Origin of the sequence: [Eubacterium] eligens ATCC 27750 (assembly GCF_000146185.1) — a bacterium.
Lineage (GTDB): Bacteria > Bacillota > Clostridia > Lachnospirales > Lachnospiraceae > Lachnospira > Lachnospira eligens.
Genome location: NC_012778.1, coordinates 125788 through 146307, shown reverse-complemented (window position 1 = coordinate 146307; position 20520 = coordinate 125788). Strand labels below are relative to the sequence as shown.

Genomic DNA, 20520 nt, shown 5'->3' with positions numbered 1-20520 from the left:
CACAATTTATGTCACCGATTGAAGTCAATTGTATCACATTTGCATAACCTTCTCAATATTTATATACAACTTTTCCATTTAAAACCATGTATGAAATTCCATCTTTTATATAACTTCCATTGTAGCCAAAATCTACTTTTCCATTAACTATATAAAATTCTCCATTTTCATTACTTGCTATGCCTGTGAAGTTAAAGTTTACCCGTCCATTCTCTATTCTCCACCAGCCATTCATATTTTCTCTGATTCCTGTATAGTCGTACATTACTTTACTATCCTGTACATATACCCAGTCATTTCCATCTGGTATTATGTCTGTATAGTTAAAGTTTACCCGTCCATTTTCTATATAGAATCTTCCATTCTCATTATTTGCCAAGCCTGTGAAGTTAAAGTTTACCTTTCCATTCTCTATTCTCCACCAGCCATTCATATTTTCTCTGATTCCTGTATAGTCGTACATTACTTTACTATCCTGTACATATACCCAGTCATTTCCATCCGGTATTATGTCTGTATAGTTAAAGTTTACCCGTCCATTTTCTATATAGAATCTTCCATTCTCATTATTTGCCAAGCCTGTGAAGTTAAAGTTTACTTTTCCATTCTCTATTCTCCACCAGCCATTCATATTTTCTCTGATTCCTGTATAGTCGTACATTACTTTACTATCCTGTACATATACCCAGTCATTTCCATCCGGTATTACGTCTGTATAGTTAAAGTTTACCCGTCCATTTTCTATATAGAATCTTCCATTCTCATTATTTGCCAAGCCTGTGAAGTTAAAGTTTACCTTTCCATTCTCTATTCTCCACCAGCCATTCATATTTTCTCTGATTCCTGTGTAATCAAAGTTTAATTTTCCATTCTCTACATAAACCCACTCATCTTCAAATGGTATTATGTCTGTAAAACCTGTATCAATCACATTATTTACATAATAGTAATAATTTCCATCATCTGCCTTACACAGACCATTTCTCTTAACAGGTTCTGGTGCAGGTTTTGGTAACTGTTTTATTACTGTACTATACACAACCGTATCTGCTGCACTACCATAAGTAACTGCTATACTTGCATCTATACTTCCTGCTTTCTCTATTGTTGCTTCTGCCTTTTTAAAATCTGTTACTTTAGTCTTTATTTCTAATATTCCAGCTTTGCTTAATGCCTCATCTATAATTCTTTGTATATCTGTATCAGTTAATTCATTATCAGCTTCCACATCTTTAAGTGCATTCTCTATTACCGTCTTTGCAATTTTGACTTCCTCAGCATCACTCTTATAGTAATTATCTGATGTGAACGCCTTTATACAATAGTTATTCCAAGGTGATACCCCAAACTTTCCGTATGAATAATAAAGGCTTCTTTGGTTTCCATCAAAATTCTTACTTACTTCTCTTTCCCATATAACAGTTGAATTACTACTATTTATGTCCTGCTGGGTTGACCATGTATATTCATATTCTATTGCTTTTTTGTCAGTCTTGACAACTACTGCAAATGTACTTCCCGGTTTTAATTCCACCTCGTTATCAAGAGGAATTGTGTAATAACCTGCATATGATGTCACTCCATTTGCCCCTGATGTTCTTGTTCCACTTAATGGATTTAAACTGTCTGTCATATCAGTATATATATCTATTGTATATCCAACATTTGCCGTCTGAGAAAACAACAATGATACCGACTTTAATGTTTCTGACTTAACACCCTCTTTACTACCTACTGTAAATACATTTGCAACATTATCATAATAATAATCAACCTGATTTTCCAGACCGCCATCAATCTGGTAATTATTATCAAATCCATCATTTGCTGAAAAATCAAATACCCATGCGGTTGTATTTAAAGAGTATGTCTCATATGACATCCAAAAATAATCTAACTGGTTATAATATGATGTACTTTCTCCCCAGCTGTTTCTAACAAGCCATGCACCATTATTCGAAGGCTTAACTGTCTCTCCTGCCGAATTAGTAGATGTAAAATTATCCTTAGAATAGTTATCATCCCATCCAACTACCATTACTGCATGTCCGCCGTCACCATATCCTATAACTGTATCTGATGTATCATAATATGACTTATTAATATAATTAACACCAGCATTCTTATGTGTATAAGAAACACCTACAGCACCATGTTCTATTATCTGCTGCTTTACATCCTGTGTCTGACTTTTTATATCTATTTCAAATGCATTCTGAAGATGGGCGACATCATAACCATATGCATATTTATCATCCAGTCCATAAGAAATAGAATCCAGTGCATTGTCATATGGTACATCATTTTCATTAACAGTTCCTACCCACTGGCTGAATCGCTTCATAGCCCACTGATAGTTTCCTCCTGCATTGAGATAGCTGGTATTTGTATTCTCTGAATGATATTTTGTATAATCCCCTTCTGTTCCACCTAATGGATCAAGAACTGAATTGTATGTAAAATATGCCAGTTGTAACTCACTTAAATCAACTTTTGAATCTTTTGTCTTATCATTAATAAGATCAAATTCCGCAAGTCCTATAGATGAAAAAGCCCAACATGCTCCATAACTTCCCTGATCTCTCAAAGCCGGATATTTTACCTTGAATTCATCCATATTATCCGGATACTTTTCCGGAATCAATGAATCAGCATATGTAACATATTCAGGCTCATATATTGGAGTATTATCATCCAGATTTCCTGCTATATAACCACCTGCATACCCAGTATAATCATTTCCCATATCTGAATTAGTATCAGCATATACCATATGTGGTATAACTCCCATTGCGCTAATTGATAACACAGCGCTTAACAAAACTCCCAATAAGTTTTTTCTTTTCATATTCAGTACCTCATTTTATTCTTTGTCTACAGTTAATTGTTACATTCGTTTTTTCTTACTATATCATCATATTGGGGGAAAATAAATAATATTTCCGTCTATTTTTTCACATTTTATTCCTCTTCCTCAAAACTCCCCATCCAGCCGCAGCGCCAGCAGCCAGCACTCCAGCAGCAATGACAGCCACATATACCAGACTGTTCTTATCAGCTTCATTGCCATTATCATCTATATTCTCAGAGACTTCTTCTGCAACTGTCTCATCACTACTATCATAATCTCGGCCGACAACCCCAATTCCATAAACGTCAGCGCGTCTGTCACTTCCAAATAACAGATAATCAGCGCGCATGCCCATCGTATTCGCAAATGTTGCATCAACATAATACCATTTACCAGATACATTTACTGCATTCCACGCATGTGCTGTTCCATTAACATTTCCCGCCATAATTTTACAGGGTATCCCCAGCTTTTCCATCATCACCTGGAATGCGGCAGCATAACCGGAGCACACAGTTTTTCCACCGACCAGTGCATCATATATGCTGCCAAATTCATATGCACTGTCATAAACCACATTTTCACACAAATAATTATATATATAGCTTATTTTGTCCAAAGTACTTTCTGCATTGCATTTGTTCACTATCTCATCTGCAACTGCGTCTGCCTCCAGTGCCTGCTCCCTTGTAAGACCATATGAATGTGTCTCATAAGCACATCTCTTCACATTCAAAAGATTATACCCAGCTCCTTGCAGCGTTATCTTCTCATTACTTACCTGTACATCAAATATAAAATCCGCATAAGAATCCGCAATGCTGTGATTATTATTAACCGTAACACTTCCTGACACATCATTTCCCGGATAAACAACATATATCCCCGTCCTGTCATCCCAGCATACATCATCAAGATACTCATTCACTTTGGCAAGTGCCTGCTCTCCACTCTCGCAATACACATACCCCTTGTCTTCACTCTCTGCTTTAATATCCACATCTGCTGCAAATGTGGTCATACTTATCCACATGCACGCAGTTATTATTAACACAAATCCTGCACTTACTATCCGTCTCTTCATAATAATATAATCCCCTAAAAAAATTCCTGAGTCGTATATATTATATACTCCTCAGGAATTTAATACTATAGATTATTTAGTTTTCATTCTGCTGTATTAACACTTTCAAAGAATTATCTAGCCATTCTTCTCTTCTTTTCAAATACTACTACACCAGCTGCAGCTGCTACAGATGCCATAAGTAATATCATCATTAATGCCATATTGCTTGAATCCTTTGTAAGTGTTCCTTCATTACCTTCTCTTGAAAGAACTGGTGAAGCAAATGATAAGCTTGCGATTCTGTTGAACTCTTCCTCGCCTAATGCATTAATAAGAATCTGCTTTGACTCTGCTGTAAGCTGTGGAGCCTTATCAAGTGCGTCAGCACCAACGCCTGCTCCTAATGCTGCTCTTGTCTCTGCTGTAAGCATCATGATTCCGTTCATGTTGATTGTTCCATCTGCATTTCTTGTTACAGGCTCTGCTGTATACTTGATTGCTGAAGCTGTATCAGCAAGTAATGTTGCAGTCTCTGTTAATGCTGTTGCTGTATCAACATTTACTGAATTAGTATTAACTGAAACAAAGCTGCTGTCTGTTAATGCTGTGCTTGCTTCATTAGCATCACCCGATGCTGCTTTCCAGTAGTAATCAGTTGCCTGATATAACTTAGCTGCATCCTGTGTTCCCTTAGCCTTAAAACTATCTGAGACACTCTGGTACTTATTTCTGTAAGAAAGAGCACCATATGCTGTGTAATCTGTATTCTTAGCATCGTTAGTATATAATGCTATATTGTAGTTGTTATTGTTGTAAGATGTTGAGCTTACTACTACATTATCAGGGCAAGAGTTACTATCAATACCCTTAGCCTTATTCTCAAATGCTACTGAATTAAGAAGTACATGTCCACCTGCAAGGCTTGAACCACCCATCTTGAATCCGTTTCCGTTTCCGGCATCTGTTCCATCCTCAAGATATCCGTTAGCATAAGCTACGCAATTCATGATTACAACTGCAGGAATATTTCCTGTTTCAACCTTAGCAAATAAATCCCATCCGTCATCTGCATTGTTATGTGCAATACATCCAACGAATACATTGCCCTTACCAATTGTTAACTTAGCTGCGAATCCATCTGCATCCTCATAACCTGCATCTGCATTGTTATGTGATGTACAATTCTTAATTGTGTTGTATGCTGGCCAGTCTGACTTAGCCTGAACATTTGAAAATCTACTAATCTGAATACCTGTGTTACCATTGTTGTATGTATTAACTGAATCTAATACATTGTAACTTCCTGCTACATGGATACCATCCTTACCATTAGCTGAATTTGTTACATCTATGTTCTGGATATACCAGTAGTTACCGCAAAGTGTTATACCTTCTCCTGTTGTACCCGCGAAGTCAAGAACTACTCTTGTTCCTGCCTGTTCTGGCATCATGTAGATTGGCTTCTCGCTTGTACCATCAATTCCAAATGGAATTAATAAGTTATTAGCTACCTTATAGTCACCTGCAAGAAGGAGAATCTTCTGTCCTGCCTTTGCATAAGCAACTGCATTGTAGATATCAATTGGGTTGCCCTTTGTTCCCTTGCCTGAGTTAATCTGTGCCTTTGATGAATAAGTCTCATTAGCCTTAGCTTCATCAACTGCTGCAGTTGCCTCAGCACTTACATAAATCAAATCACCTGTGAAGTATGCATATGTTACTGTCTTAGATACTTCTACCGGATCATATGATGTTGGAAGTTCGTAATCACCAAACTTGAAGTTCTCATCTGGAGTAAGTGTAACAACAAACTTGTTATCACCAACCTTAAGCTTTGTATCAAATGCGAATGCTTCTGATGCCTTAACATCACCTTCGCCAACAACTTCCTCGCCCTTTGTTACTACTACATGACCATCTACATTAGACATACCCTTAAGCTTGTAATTCTCTGAGCTTGATGTTGAAGCTGAAGACACGCTTAATACTACATCTTTGTACTCAACTGGTCTTTCTTCTGCTGGAGCATCATCTGCTGGATCAATAGTTGTAAGCGAAATATCAGTATATGTTACATCACAAGTTCTTGATGCAAACATACCAACATATACATTATCTGCATCAAGCTTACTAAGTGCTTCTGTATCATAATATTTCTTAGTTGTTGTATTTCCATTTGCATCTGTGTAACTTACAAAATAACCTGTGTTATTCTTCTGAATAGTAAGTTTAATAGTTGTAATTGGATTCTCAACTGTTGTACCTACAAATGTTGAATCTGTATTAGTATAGTTACCAATAAGATTATATGTTCCTGCCTCGCTACCTAACTTAGATGTATCAAGAGTTGACATTGATGTCTTAAATTCATTAGTTACTGTATCAGTATCGTTATCTTTTAATTTATCAATATTGTCGTTTGTTACGCCAATCTTTTCCTGTGAGCCAATACCAAGCTTCATAGAAATCTTGTCTCCTGATGTCTTGCTCACTGAAGCCACACCTGTTTCTTCATCAACACTGCTGTAATACTCAACCTTTGTAGCTGAAGCCATGTATGAGTTATTCCAGAATACTGATGAATCTCCATTAGTTCCTACAGCATCTGCAGCCATAAGACCAAAACCTTCCTGACCATTAGTATATGTCCAAGAATTAACATTAGCTGTAGCTGTAAGTGTAAAGTTCTTATTTGCAGGTATTGTTGCATAATAGAAAGCAACACCATCTGTTGAAGCTGGTACTAACTTACCCTTGCTTCCAACTGACCATACATTAACAGAACCATCACCTGTATTAACGCTTCCTGAGTAACCATTATTTGATTTCTTCTTATCGTTAAGCTTATCTTCATTAATTGTTACGCCCTGACCAAATGCAGAGAATTTCCATACGAACTGCTCATGATCTGCTACTGTAAATATTACATCATTAGATGTCTTTGACTGTCCATCTGATGTTCTTGTTGCTGTAACCTTAAAGATATAAGTTTCGCCTGCTGTAAGTGAAGGTGTCATAGCTGAAAGAGCTGTTGTTCCTTCTGTCAATACCGCAAAGCTTTCATCGCCATTCTTCTTATACTCAACTTTATATGTATTAGCTTCTGGAACTGCATCCCAGTAAACTTCTACCTTACTATCTGTAGCTGTTCTTGCATTAACAACAGGAGCCTTTATCGGAAGAACAAATCCCTTAACTGTTATTGACTCTGATTCCTTCTTTGTTGTCTCTGTTGGTCTTGTTGCATATGCCTTAAATGAATAATCACCACTTGCCTTTGGTTCAAAAGTAACACTTGCTCCTGTAGAAGAGGCTACCTTTGTATCAACAACTTTACCCTCGGCATCAATCATATCTACTGATACTTCTGCTGCTCCTACTGGGCTGATTTCTTCATCAACTTTAATAGTAATCTTTCCATCTTTCTTATTCTCTTCTGTTGTTACATCTGATAAAACCGGAGCATCAACAATTGCCCAGTTATCAACGAATGGATTAAATGATCCAGTAAAGTTTGCTGCATCTACTTCAGCCTTTCCATCTACCGTAAGCTTAATGTTTGTTATAGTAGCTGTCGCACCAACAAGTGCAATCGCTGGAATAGCTGCTCCGCCTTCCTTTAACGCATCTGCTGTTGCTGTTACAGACTCCTGCATTACAACATCATCATTTTTATTTTTTACTGAATATGTATATACACTGCCTGTTCTTGTGATTGTAACCTTATACTCTGTATCAAGTTTAGCATCCACTCCGCCATCTCTGTCGAATTCGCCATCTTTCTTGATTCCAATATAAGCTGAATATGCTTTTCCATCTGTGCCAAGTTCAGCTGAAATAATGTCCTTAGTTGCCTGCTTTGTATCTGCAAATGCACCTAAGTACACGCCCTGCTGCTTTGATGTAGATGTTCCTCTTTCAGCACCTGTAACCTTAATAGTTGCAGAAAATGTGAAGTCCTTTGTAGTAGCCGGAGCTGCTATTAAACTTCCATACTTAATGCCTGTCTTTTCAATCTTAGAACTCTTTCCGCTTGTCTGACCTGCTTTTATAGTTCCATTTTCTCTTACTATTGTAAGACTTACTGTCTTAGAATTATCTGCATCATTAGTATTAATAACTGTCATTCCAGGTATTGCCTGTGATGTATCCTTTTCAGCATATGGCATTACGCTTGCCATCTTCTCACCGTCAGATTCTTTCTTCTCTTCTCCTCTTACAGCTGTAGCTGAAACATAATACTTATATCCTTCTTTAAGACCCTCAACTGTTGTTGCTGCCTTACCGTCTTTAGCTTCGGCCTCTACAGTCTTTACAAGCTTCTTATCTGAATCATATACAGAGAACTCATATTTTTCTGCCTCTGAACCAGATGCTTCAACATTAATCTTTGTTCCATCTGTTGGAACTCTTGTTGCTTTAACTGTTGGTGCACTAAGTGGAAGTGTGCATGTAGTCTTCCCTGTTGCACCTGTCTCCTCTTCATCTGTTCCAAGAGCACCCTTTACTGTAAATGTATATTCCCCTGATGCTGTTGGCTCATAAGAATATGAATATTCAGTACAAGGTACTGATTTAACTGGATTCTTAGAATCATTTACATAAATATTGAATACTGAAGATCCTGAACCTTCAACTGCTGCTTCCCATGTAACATCAATCTTGCCTGTCTCTGAATTATATACAGCCTTTACTGAATCAGCCTTTACTGATGGTTTGTCACCAACTACAGGACCCGCTGATGTCTCTGTAACCCTTACATAATAAACATTTGATGGCTGTGCTGCACCCTTAACTGTCGCAATATAATAATCTCCAGCAGTTAACTCATCAGCACTTACTGTAAGTTCAATACCATTTTTAGCTTTACCATATTCAATGTCACCCAACTTTTTATTTTTTGTTGCATACGATATTGCCTTTGCTTTAACATCTCCTGATGATGTAAATATTCCTATTTCTGAATCTGTAGTACTATTAGCAGATATAGCCCATACCTCAACTTTAGCCTTTTTACCTTCAGCTACTGTAAAAGTAATAGAACCTGTATCCTTAGAACTCTCCACTGTGCCTAATTTGATTCGGCCTTTTGACTTAACTTCCTTGCCGTCTAACAGATAAACTTTTGCACTATTTCCTGCATCATCTACAACCTTATTCTGAAGCTTGAAATAGTCGCCAATTGTACCAGATGTAGCTGTATAAACAGCGTCATCCGCCTTAGCTGTAGTAGCAAACACGCCACCCAACAGCCATGTTGGGACTAATGTCAACGCCATGAGAACAGTCATGAACGCCGCCACAATCCTTTTTCTGTTCTTTTTCATAAATTGCCTCCTTGTTCCTAAAACATCGTAATTCATACGATATCTCATTGTTGCACGGGAAATTCCCTTATTTCCCGAAATCTTTCATAAGATTATCACAAACAGTTCACCCAGTCAATTTAAACCATTGGTAACTATGTCGCCCTCTACTCTGATATTCAGTGTCTATTTTGTGCATTTTCCACAATATCAACATTGTTATCTTTCTAAAAGCAATAAAACTCTTTTTTGCCTCTTGTACTCAAACCTTGCAACCATCGCATTTACTGGTTTCCGACATTTTTCTTATATATTAGACGCATTGTAATTTTTCACAAATTTTAGGTTTTTTATTTTCTTCTATAAACAAAAAAGGCTGTACAAGAATCCACTCATTCTTGTACAGCCATAATTAGATGCCGGCAACGGGAATCGAACCCGTATGGGAGTATAAGTCCCGCAGGATTTTAAGTCCTGTGCGTCTGCCAGTTCCGCCACACCGGCGTAAAGTGCCTGCATAGCAGGCGTATTATTAATACATATGACTTCCTCTGGCGCAGCCTAAGTGTCCCAAATGCAATAACAGATATGTAGTACATCACGACTCTTTACTACCTGCAGATTCAACATATGCAGTGAATGAAGTTTAGCACATTGTTATGTTTATAGCAAGCATATTTTGTCAGTTTCACTGTTTTGTCACATAATTTTCATAAACTGCCAGCTCTAACTGTGCATAAGTACCATAAAAAGCGGTACTTTTGTCACATTTGTCAAGAAGAACTGATGCCAGTATATCTGAATATCTGTCGGCAAGTTCTCCAAGCATATGACCTTCTTCATCAAAGAAGTCATCATCTGTTCTTGGAAGTGTATCCATTGTTAACAGATTGAAATCATAATATTCAACACCATATTCTTCACAAAGCCTCGTAAAATATGCTCCTGCCTGTTCCGAATAACCGTTAACTGATGTTGTCGGCGTAATAGGTGATGTAACGCATACCAGTTCAATATTATTCTTCTTACAATATTGAACAGTCTTTTCAAATGAATCCAGAACCTTATCACTGATTCCACTCTCATCCCATGCAACAATATCAGATGGCACGAGGCTGTCCATCTTCATATCTCTATAGAAAAATCCTTTGGCAGCATAAGGTCCTCCGGCATCATGTATCTCAACTGCATCCATACTGTAGTTGCGGTATGCCGCACTGCTCTTAACCTTAAGATTATTCATAATAGCAGACGGTGATATCTCATAAGCCCATCTCTTTGAATATACAGTACGAAAATCCTTTGTGAGCAGATTATCAGCTATATACTTAAGCTTTACATTACTGAAAGGAAGCCATGTGTATATGAAACAGTCTTCAAACTCCCTCTCTGCATAATTGCACCAGTACTGATAATCAAGGTCATATATAACTCTTTTTACATTATTATGCCGGTCACTCTCCATTAAAAGATAATATGAATCCGTTACAGTCTCTCCCGGTATAGCAAGATTAAACGCATTGTCAGACACTCCTGCTTCGTCTAGCTTTACTGGATTTATAGCAGATCTTGCATGTGAAGCTCCGATTATTATATTGTCATATCCATCATCACTACCAGCATTATTAGTCTCGTGAATTATATACCTTATATACCCGGATGGAACAAGTGCATAATCCATTATAAGAATCATGCCGGCAATCACTGCCATAAAAAGCACTGTTCTTAAATATTTCAAGGCTTTTTCCTCTCTATTTCATCAATCTTAGCCTTATAACTATCATAAAAATATTCTTCATTACCATTTGCAAGAACCTCTGACATAATCCCAGAAAACCTTTCTGCTGCCTCTCCATACATATGTCCTTCCCAATCACAGAAATCATTATCTGTAATATCAAATACATCATTTTTTAATAATGTAAAATCAATGTATCTTACATTATTATTACTGCAAATGTCTTTAAAAAATGTATTGGCATCTCTCGAAGGTCCTTTTACAACAGCTGTTGGTGTTATTGGCTCTGTAATACACACCATTTCTATATGATTATCCTTGCAATAATCTACAATCTTTTGAAAATACTTTATAACTTTTCTGCTTATATCATCTTCAGTCCACTCCTGAACCCAGAAATCACATTTGTTATCATTATTATTCTCCCGGTAAAAAAAGCCTCTGCCCATATATGGTCCATTAGCATCACACACCTTAACCGCACTGATATCGTAATCCCTGTATTCTTTTGTCAGCTTTGTTTTAATGTTGTATTTAACTTCACTAAAATCTGAAGTATATGCCAGTTTCTTAAAATATACAGTTCTAAAATCTTTATCTATTAATTCATCTCTGATATATTCTAACTTTACTTTAGACATTGGAAGCTGGACATATTCAAACAAATCCCCAAATTCTGAGTCTCTTGCTTCATCATTAGTCCAATACTGGTAATCCATCTCCAGCACAACTTTCTTCACAGCATTGTTTCTGCATGCCTCTTTTAAAAGGTAATAAGAATTAACAACTGATTCTCCCGGAATGCACAGACTAAGAGGATTCTTTGCATATCCGGACTTAATCATATACTTAGGATTAATGGAAGACCTTCCATGTGACGCTCCAAGTATAATGCAGTCATATCCCTCCTCTGTACCGGGATTTCCTGCTGCATGAATTATATATCTTATATATCCGGATGGCATCATTGCAAAATCTATGCATTTTACCAGTCCGGCTATAACAGCGATAAATACTACCACCCTTATATACTTCAACACCTTAGTTTTCATTACCCCTCACCTTAATTGCTTCTATACACTCATCATAGCCGCTATAGAAATATTCCGAATTATCTTCCTTCATAAGTATCTCTGTAAGTATCTCTGAAAACTGCTCTGCAAGTTCACCATTCATGTGTCCTTCCCAGTCTGAGAAATCATCATCACTTACATCAAGCACCTCATTCTTAATAAGATTGCCATCAATATATTTCACATTGTTCTCATCACATATCTGTCTGAAATATGTATTAGCCTCATTTGCAGCACCTGAAGCAACAGATGATGGTGGAATTGGTGTGGTAACACATATAAGCTCAATTCCATTATCCTTACAATACTTAACTATCTTCTGAAAATATTTCTGCACCTTAGGATTAAGGTCATCATATGTCCATGGTGATGGATTAATCTTTCCCTTCTTATCAGTTACCTTGGTACGGTAGAAAAATCCCAGTCCCTGATATGGTCCTTCTGTATCAATTCCGGCAACTCCCTCAATCTGAAAATTCTTATATTCATCAGTCTTCTTTGTAGCCATATATTTCTTAGCCGTTTTCCAATTCTTTGCAAATGCGTATCTTCTGAAATATATTGTCCTGAAGTCTTTATCCATAAGCTGGTTTACTATATATTCCATTTTAAGACTCGTAAATGGAAGCTGCCCATATACAAGAAGATCTCCAAAATCCGAATCGCGCTTCAGATTCTTATCCCAGTACTGATAATCAAGTTCAAGAATTATCTTCTTTACATCATTATTATTGCACGCTTCTCTGATCATATAATAATTATCAATAACCGTGGCACCCTGAATACACATATTAATTGGATTAACTGCATATTCCATTTCCAGAAAATAATGCGGGTCAATTGAAGCCCTTCCATGTGAAGCTCCCACTACAATACAATCATAATCAGAGCCATCATCCGGATTGTCAACTGTATGGATTATATATCTTGCATACCCCGGCTGAACCATTACATAATTAACTGCTTCAACAAGTATAGTTATAACCGCAAAGAATACTATCACCCTCACATATTTTAATATCTCTTTAAATGCTTTCTTCTTCATGGTATCCTGCACCTCTGATTAGAACTGGGCGTACATAAATCCACCCGATGTATTAGAAATATAGCCAAGCATTGCAACCGACATAACAAGAGCTATGTATACAGCCCATCTGATAATCAGAGGCTTTCTGTCAAGAGCTTCTCTGATTACAATGCCTTTCTCTTTAAGTATGCTTATAATAAGCCATACAAAGCAGCCCACAAGCAATATTATTAAATCCAGCTGGCTTCCAGACATTTTTACAACGGCGTCCATGCTTAATGATGCATGTTTAAATGTATTTCCCATAAGTCTGAATGCATCTGTAAGAGTAGCTGCGTTATCAAAATACCAGCTTATATTAACAAGTATAAATGTTCTTATTATCTGCCATCCTCTGTACCAGCGTGCATTCTTATTAATATGAGTTATTTTAAACATTTTTTCATAAACAGGTGCCATAATACTGCTAAAGCTCATGATTATACCATTGTACATACCATATACGATATACTTCCATGCTGCTCCATGCCATACACCTACTATAAAAAATATGAGTAAATCTGCCAGACATATAGGTAATGCCTTTGCCATGTATTTACCAAATCTTGTTTTACTATGTTTCTTGAAAAACTTACCAAGCTTATTCATAGCTTTACTTAAGCTGAATGGATAGAACACATAATCCTTCATCCATGTACCAAGTGTTATGTGCCATCTGCGCCAGAATTCTCCAATAGAATGAGAGAAGAATGGCTGCCTAAAATTATCATCCAGATGAATTCCAAACATCTCGGAAGCACCCATAACCATATCAATTCCACCGGCAAAATCTCCGTATAGCTGTGCACAATAAGCAAGAACACCTATTATTACATATATTCCATGATACTGACCCGGATTATTAAATACCAGATCAGACACGACTCCTGCACGGTCGGCTATAATGAACTTTTTGAAAAGTCCCCAGGCCATACGCTGCAATCCATGCTGTATAACAACTAAATCATACTTATGCTCTGCAAAAAACTGTGGTGCAAGCCTGTCATATCTTCCTATAGGTCCTTGTGTTATCTGAGGAAAATATGAAACAAACAAAGCATATTTAAAAATGTTATTACATGCCTTTACTTTGCCTCTGTATACATCAATAACATATGATATCGACTGGAATGAATAGAAAGATATTCCAAGTGGAAGAAGCAGTGTAAATGTTGATATCCTGCCATTACCACCAAATGCCTTAATTATGCCATTAACATTCTCTATCGCAAAATTATGGTACTTAACAACTGCAAGCACACCAAATACCAGAAGAAGAGCAAGTACTACAACTCTTTTCTTATATGTCTTTGCCTTTTCTTTTAAAGCCTTTTTATCTTCTCTTGCCAGTCCTTCTGCTTTAAGACTTTTGGCAAGATTATCCTCTGTTCTCTCTAAAAGGATTCCTGATGTGAAAGTAACGATTGTTGTAAGTAATATGAACACAACAGTCTTATATCCCGAACATAAATAGTAGGCATAGCTTAATATCAAAAGCCATGCCCACTGTGCCTTCTTAGGTATAAGATAATATACAATTACTCCCACTAATAAAAATACCAGAAATCCGGTAGAAACTAGTGACATATTGTTTTACCCCACTTTCTGGATTAATCCTGCAGACGCTGAATCATCTCCCACATAGCCTCTGCTGAATTAAAGTTCTCAGGTACTATATCAACTGGTGTGATATCGATGTCAAATGCATCGTTTAACTCACCAACAAGTGATACAATATCAAATGAGCTGAATATTCCATCATCAATAAGAGTATCACATACTTCATAATCCACATCACTGTTAATTTCATTCAAAATGTCTAATAACTGATCCATAATAAACCTCGCAAAAAAATTATTAATCACACATCTGTGAACAGAAAACATTCTATCTTCTCATTCACATATAGTCAATCATATTTTGTTACAAAATTGTAAAATTATTGTGTACTAACACTGTTTATTAAAAAAGTGTCCACTGGATTTCTAACAATCCTGTAGCCATTCTTCATTGAATACATCACAATTGCAGGCATTCGGCGGCTCAGGAACAGATATATTCCCTCTGTAACAGAATACGCTCCAATATTATAAAATGCTATCATATCACCAATCTTAGCATCCTTTAATTCAAGATTCTTAACAATTACATCTCCTACTGTACATAATGAACCACATATATTATACGGCTGCACTCCCTGTGAATACACTTCCACCTCATGATCTACGCCATCAGCAAACCCTTCTGTGTACTCCATTGGAATGAATTCACATCTTGGTTTCTTCATAGCCATAGCCTGTCCATAATAATTAATATGATTAATTCCACTGTCAATAATTGCGTATCTTGTTGTGTCATTCATCTTCATATCAGCAATTCTGCTTATAAGTATTCCACAGGTAGCTGCAATATATCGTCCCATCTCAAGAGTAACATTGAACTTTTCGGACATTTCTTTAATCATCACAGCAAACTCTTTAAGCTCGTCAAAATCAGTATTCATGGCATCACATTTGTCTGTAACAAAGTAATCAACTGACAGGCCAGGACCATATTCAATCTCTTTAAGCTCAACACCATGTTCAGCCTCACATGTATGTGCTATTGCCTGTAACCATACTACCTCAGCTTCTATCTGGCTTAATTTCTTCTTCTGGGTTCCCGAATAGCACTGGATTCCCTCAAGGATAATTCCCTTAAGTTCATCCTTTCTGTCTGCAATCTCATATACCTGACGCTCATTAATACCGAACTGGTTGCCGCTGGTAACTCTTATAAGAACCTTAACCTTAATGCCACACTCAACTGCACATGAATTGATAAGTTCAAGCTGGTTAAGCGATTCCACAGTGTAGATTCCAACAGCACCTGTCTTCATTGTGTAGAGAATATCTTTCTTTTCCTTATTAACACCCGAAAGTACAATCTTCTCCCTGTTTATGCCTTCTTTTTCGCATATCGCAAATTCACCCGGAGAACATACCTCGAATTTGTCAAGCTTCTTGTCAAGCACGCTGATAAGAAACGGATTAGCCTTCATTGCATAACACACTGTAACACCGCATCCCAAAATCTGCTGCATGGCATCAATCCTTGCACATAGCTCATCTGTATCAAATATATACGATGGTGTTCCACATTTTATGGCAATCTCTTTTAATTCATTAACTCCTACCATCCTATGCCTCCTGTTCTTTATATATCTTCATAAGTTCTTTTCTGTCAATTTTACCATTCTTAGTAATCGGCATTGTTTCAACCTTAACGAGCACATTTGGAATCATCCACTGTGGCACTTTATCTTTGAGAGCATGTGTTACGCCCTTTCTGTCAAGCTCACTTGCTCCTTCTATCTCAAAGAATCCGAGAATCTTATTCTCGTCTGTATCAAATATACAGCAGCTTCTTAGAAGTCCCTCTATAGCATTCATGTATGTCTCAATTTCGCCCAGCTCGATTCTGTGTCCCATATGCTTAATCTGGAAGTCCTTTCTTGATGAGAAGAAAAGTTCACCATCTTCACTATAGTAACCAAGATCACCTGTGCGGTATATAGTTTCCAGATATCTGTCATTAAGAGGATTCTGTACAAATGCCGCTGCTGTCTTTTCAGGATTACGCAGATACCCCATAGTTACAGCTGTTCCAGATACACATATTTCTCCTAACTCGCCTGGTCTGCCTGCATCAACAAGCTTATCCTCATCATCTAACAGGAATACTCTTTCATTGGCAAATGGCTTTCCCATCGGAAGCTTCTCGTCAAGACCAAACTCTCTGTCAATAATATAATATGTACAATTACATGTTATCTCTGTTGGTCCGTAAAGATTAACAAACATTGCATCCGGATACTGCACTCTCCATGCATTAAGATGCTTTATAGGCATAACCTCTCCGCTGAACATAATCTTGTTAAGTGAAGATGGCCTCTTATACTCGAATCCATTAAGAGTTGTTACAATACATAACGCTGATACAGCCCATATAATAGTTGTAACCTTTCTGTCATCAAGGAAATCAAGCAGTTTGGTTGGGAACGAAAAGCACATCTTAGGAATAAGCTGTAAGGTTGCGCCTGTCTTTAAACTTGAATATATATCCTTAACTGATACATCAAAGTCAAAAGGTGCCTGATTACCTATAACATCCTCATTAGTAATTCCAAATGTTTCCGTAAAGCAATCAATAAAATCTATTGTTGAACGATGATTGACAATAACTCCCTTAGGAACTCCTGTTGAACCTGATGTAAATATTGAATACAGAGGATCTGTATCAAGTGCCTGTTCTCTTATCTTTTCCAGTCTCTCCTGAGCCTCTGAATCCACAGCCTGTCCGTCATACTCTTCAAGCAATTCGTCAAGATTAATAATCTCGCCCTGAAATCCGAGCTTTTCTGCTTTCTTGGCTGACTTATTATCTACAACCAGAATATCTGCCTGGATCGTATCTAATATAAGATTAATTCTCTCAGCCGGATGAGTTGTATCAAGCATACAGTAATATCCGCCTGCATACACAATTCCCATAAATAAAGATAATGTATTACATGTCTTATCCATATACACAGGAACTCCCTGTGTAGGCTTAATCTTAAGTGAGAGACAGCTTCCTATGAACTCTGCCTGATTCATAAGCTGTGTGTATGTAAGTTCATTATTCATGTCCGCACACGCTGTCTTTTCCCCATACATTCTCTGTGAGTTTTCAAGAAACTCTAATACATTCTTTTCCATTACCTTCTCCTTTTACTTCTCACTCTTATCTTTTCTGAATACAAGCAGCTTACTTATAACATAATTAAGTATAATTACCACAACCTGCGCAATAAACTTTATTAACATACTGTTGAAATGCAGCATTGTAATGAACACAAGAAGAATTATCTCCTCAATTACAAGAGTTAATACTCTTCCACCCGCAAATGAAACCAACTGTTTCATAAATTCTTCCACAGTCTTAGTTGGTGCTGCAAACACCCATATCCTGTTAGTAAAGAATGCAAAAAGTACTGCAAGTACCCATGATATAACATTTGCAATAAGCTCATTAATTCCCATTGCAACATTAAAGAGCGCATATGAACCAATACTTACTACTGTTGTAAGTACTCCAAAGAAAAGATATAAAAGCACTTCCTTATACTTCTTATACAATGGTTCAAACACCCTCAGACCCGGCAGATGCATAATCTTATCAAATATATCCGGCTTAGTTTCCTGCATATTATTATCTGTATTGTTACTCATAATTACCTCACTGTTTTTATTAATATAATGCTACACTATTTTATACTTTTATCAATAACAAATCAAGAAAAAGACGCCGTATAAAAACGGCGTCCTGAAAATGCATTTATTATTTTGATTCGTTGATAACGATATCATCTGTCTCAACTTCCTTGTTTCTGTTTTCATCAATTCCAAGCTTGTTATTAAGCTTTTTCTTTGCCTTTCTTAAATAAATACCAAGGAATGCACCAACAGCAATTATCACTCCGGCAATAGCCTGAATGGCATAAGTCATAACAGATGGGTCAATGTAACCTGCTACATTTAAATTTAATAATGTCAACATACTTTTTATCTCCTTTTTAATTAAGTTCTTTTTTTAATGCTTCAATCATCTTGTTGTTATCTACATCATTTCTGATTGCAATTCTTATATACTGTTTTCCATCATGTACTTTTGATGTAAGATCCTTTATAAGAAGATAATGATTCTTAAACAGTTTTATCATAAGTTCCTTTGCTGTCATTCCATTAGTTATCTCAATCATAAAATAATTAGCCTGTGATGGGATGACCCTTATACCAGATATCTGCTCCAGTTCATTATAGAACCTTTTTCTTTCTACGCGGAATTTGTCCATTGCAGCTGCATAATCTTTCTTATACTTTTCTGCAACCTGAAGATAATACTCTCCAAATGAATTAATATTCCATATTGCAACATCTTTTTTCATTGCTGCAATCGCTTCTGTATCTGAGGAAACAAGGACTCCAAGCCTCAGTCCCGGCACACCGTATGATTTAGATATACTTTTCATAACATATAATCTGCTATATGTTTCAATAAGTTTCTGTTCTATAAGAGAATTATCCGGTTCATCGGAGAAATCAGCAAACGACTCATCAACCACCAGCTTGATTCCCTGACTGTCTGTCCATTTTATTAACCTTATAATCTCTTCCTTTTTCAGATAATTACCAGATGGATTATCAGGATTAATAATAATAATATTATCTACCTTGTTGCATGTATAGAACTCTATCAGTTCTTCAACCGAATATGTATAATTGTCATTTACCGGTGTAAATACCACTTCGTCTTCAACAGCATATCTGTTAGGATATTCTTCAAATGTAGGTCTGATAACGCCTGTCTTTCCAGAAAAGCTCTCCATAAGAGACTTAATAAGTTCTGCTGCTCCATTTCCAACTATTATGTTGTCTTTATGAACACCAAAATTCTTAGCTGCAAGTAAAGAATTAACTCCCATACCTGAAGGATATTCTGTCAAAAGTGTATCAAAGCTCGCACGCAGTTCATCCTTAAGCTTTTTAGGCGGATAATAAGGATTAACAAGATAACAGAAATCCAACAATCCCGGATATCTCCAGAATCCTCCATATCTTTTATGCATAAGGTTAATTCTTGTCTCATCATCCGGAGCAAAAAGTGTTGTTGCTATATCAAGATCCTGCTCATCGTCTATTTCATACCATTTCTGACCTGATAATCTCATACCTTTAATTCCAGGTGTGTCCAGCATCGTTATAACTCTAAGAACCTGTTCATAATATTCATTTTCTCCCAATGCACTACAATATGCCTCAAGGAAAGGAACATATATATCCTGTGAAAAATGTTTGCTGAATTTGTAGATATTTACAGTTTTATAGTATTCCTCTTTTTCCTTAAAATCAAAGCTCTTTCCTGGAACAAATGCAACAATGTTATCATATTCGTCAAGCTTTACACATGTACCATCCATCCAGCTCTCATATTTATCTACCATGGCAAGTGTATCTCTCGGATCTTTTACAAGTTCATCAATTGCAGAATCCTCAATAATTACATCTGATTCAAAAAGCAGAGTATCTTCTTCCATAAGATAATTCTTTGCCAGCGCAAGTGAATAAATATTGTTTGTCTTATCATATACCGCATTGTCAACATATGAAATTGGTGTCTTAATTCCTAATGTCGCTATATAATCAATCAGCTTCTGTCCTTCATAACCCACAACAATCACTATTCTTGAGAGATGATGTTTCTCAAGCTGATGCAAAAGCCTATCTATAAGCGATACTCCATTAACCTTTACCATACATTTGGTATTATTCTGGGTAAGTTCTTTTAAACGCTTTCCCATTCCTGCTGCTAAAATAATTGCCTGCATAATCCCCTCCTA

At 36.7% G+C, this 20520-nt stretch carries 13 protein-coding genes and 1 tRNA gene; all 14 read right to left on the bottom strand.

What is annotated here, in order from left to right; translation table 11 throughout:
- Window positions 1-52: 52 nt before the first annotated feature.
- Entirely contained in the window at window positions 53-2848 is a 2796-nt protein-coding gene (locus EUBELI_RS13470) for a C1 family peptidase (RefSeq protein WP_012738398.1), read from the bottom strand.
- A 106-nt stretch (window positions 2849-2954) separates the two neighbouring features.
- Window positions 2955-3935 carry a transglutaminase domain-containing protein gene (locus EUBELI_RS13465; RefSeq protein WP_012738397.1) on the bottom strand — a complete coding sequence of 327 codons (981 nt, stop codon included), beginning with the start codon at window positions 3933-3935 and terminating at the stop codon, window positions 2955-2957.
- A 113-nt stretch (window positions 3936-4048) separates the two neighbouring features.
- Window positions 4049-9244, bottom strand: a complete 5196-nt coding sequence (locus EUBELI_RS00610) for a right-handed parallel beta-helix repeat-containing protein (RefSeq protein ID WP_012738396.1) — start codon at window positions 9242-9244, stop codon at window positions 4049-4051.
- 396 nt (window positions 9245-9640) lie between these two features.
- Window positions 9641-9727: transfer RNA gene (locus EUBELI_RS00605), tRNA-Leu, on the bottom strand.
- 184 nt (window positions 9728-9911) lie between these two features.
- On the bottom strand, window positions 9912-10961 hold the full coding sequence (locus EUBELI_RS00600) for a hypothetical protein (RefSeq protein WP_041687858.1): 1050 nt from the start codon (window positions 10959-10961) through the stop codon (window positions 9912-9914).
- Window positions 10958-12013: a hypothetical protein gene (locus EUBELI_RS00595; protein ID WP_012738394.1), complete on the bottom strand. Its 1056-nt coding sequence runs from the start codon at window positions 12011-12013 to the stop codon at window positions 10958-10960. Before EUBELI_RS00595 ends, EUBELI_RS00600 begins: the two co-directional genes overlap by 4 nt.
- Entirely contained in the window at window positions 12003-13079 is a 1077-nt protein-coding gene (locus tag EUBELI_RS00590) for a hypothetical protein (protein ID WP_012738393.1), read from the bottom strand. Before EUBELI_RS00590 ends, EUBELI_RS00595 begins: the two co-directional genes overlap by 11 nt.
- Window positions 13080-13097: 18 nt before the next feature.
- The gene (locus EUBELI_RS00585; RefSeq protein WP_012738392.1) at window positions 13098-14687 is read right to left on the bottom strand and encodes an MBOAT family O-acyltransferase; all 1590 of its coding nucleotides are present in this window, start codon (window positions 14685-14687) and stop codon (window positions 13098-13100) included.
- 23 nt (window positions 14688-14710) lie between these two features.
- The gene (locus EUBELI_RS00580; protein WP_022097299.1) at window positions 14711-14935 is read right to left on the bottom strand and encodes a hypothetical protein; all 225 of its coding nucleotides are present in this window, start codon (window positions 14933-14935) and stop codon (window positions 14711-14713) included.
- Between the two features lie 104 nt (window positions 14936-15039).
- The gene (locus EUBELI_RS00575; protein WP_012738390.1) at window positions 15040-16278 is read right to left on the bottom strand and encodes a diaminopimelate decarboxylase family protein; all 1239 of its coding nucleotides are present in this window, start codon (window positions 16276-16278) and stop codon (window positions 15040-15042) included.
- Window position 16279: 1 nt separating this feature from the next.
- A complete protein-coding gene (locus tag EUBELI_RS00570; protein ID WP_012738389.1) occupies window positions 16280-17839 on the bottom strand; it encodes an amino acid adenylation domain-containing protein in 1560 nt (519 codons plus the stop codon).
- 12 nt (window positions 17840-17851) lie between these two features.
- Window positions 17852-18352 (bottom strand): GtrA family protein, encoded by a 501-nt coding sequence (locus EUBELI_RS00565; protein WP_012738388.1) that lies wholly within the window; start codon window positions 18350-18352, stop codon window positions 17852-17854.
- Between the two features lie 109 nt (window positions 18353-18461).
- The gene (locus EUBELI_RS00560) at window positions 18462-18680 is read right to left on the bottom strand and encodes a hypothetical protein (protein WP_012738387.1); all 219 of its coding nucleotides are present in this window, start codon (window positions 18678-18680) and stop codon (window positions 18462-18464) included.
- A gap of 16 nt (window positions 18681-18696) precedes the next feature.
- Window positions 18697-20508, bottom strand: coding sequence for an aminotransferase class I/II-fold pyridoxal phosphate-dependent enzyme (locus EUBELI_RS00555; protein ID WP_012738386.1), 1812 nt, complete (start codon window positions 20506-20508; stop codon window positions 18697-18699).
- Window positions 20509-20520 lie beyond the last annotated feature (12 nt).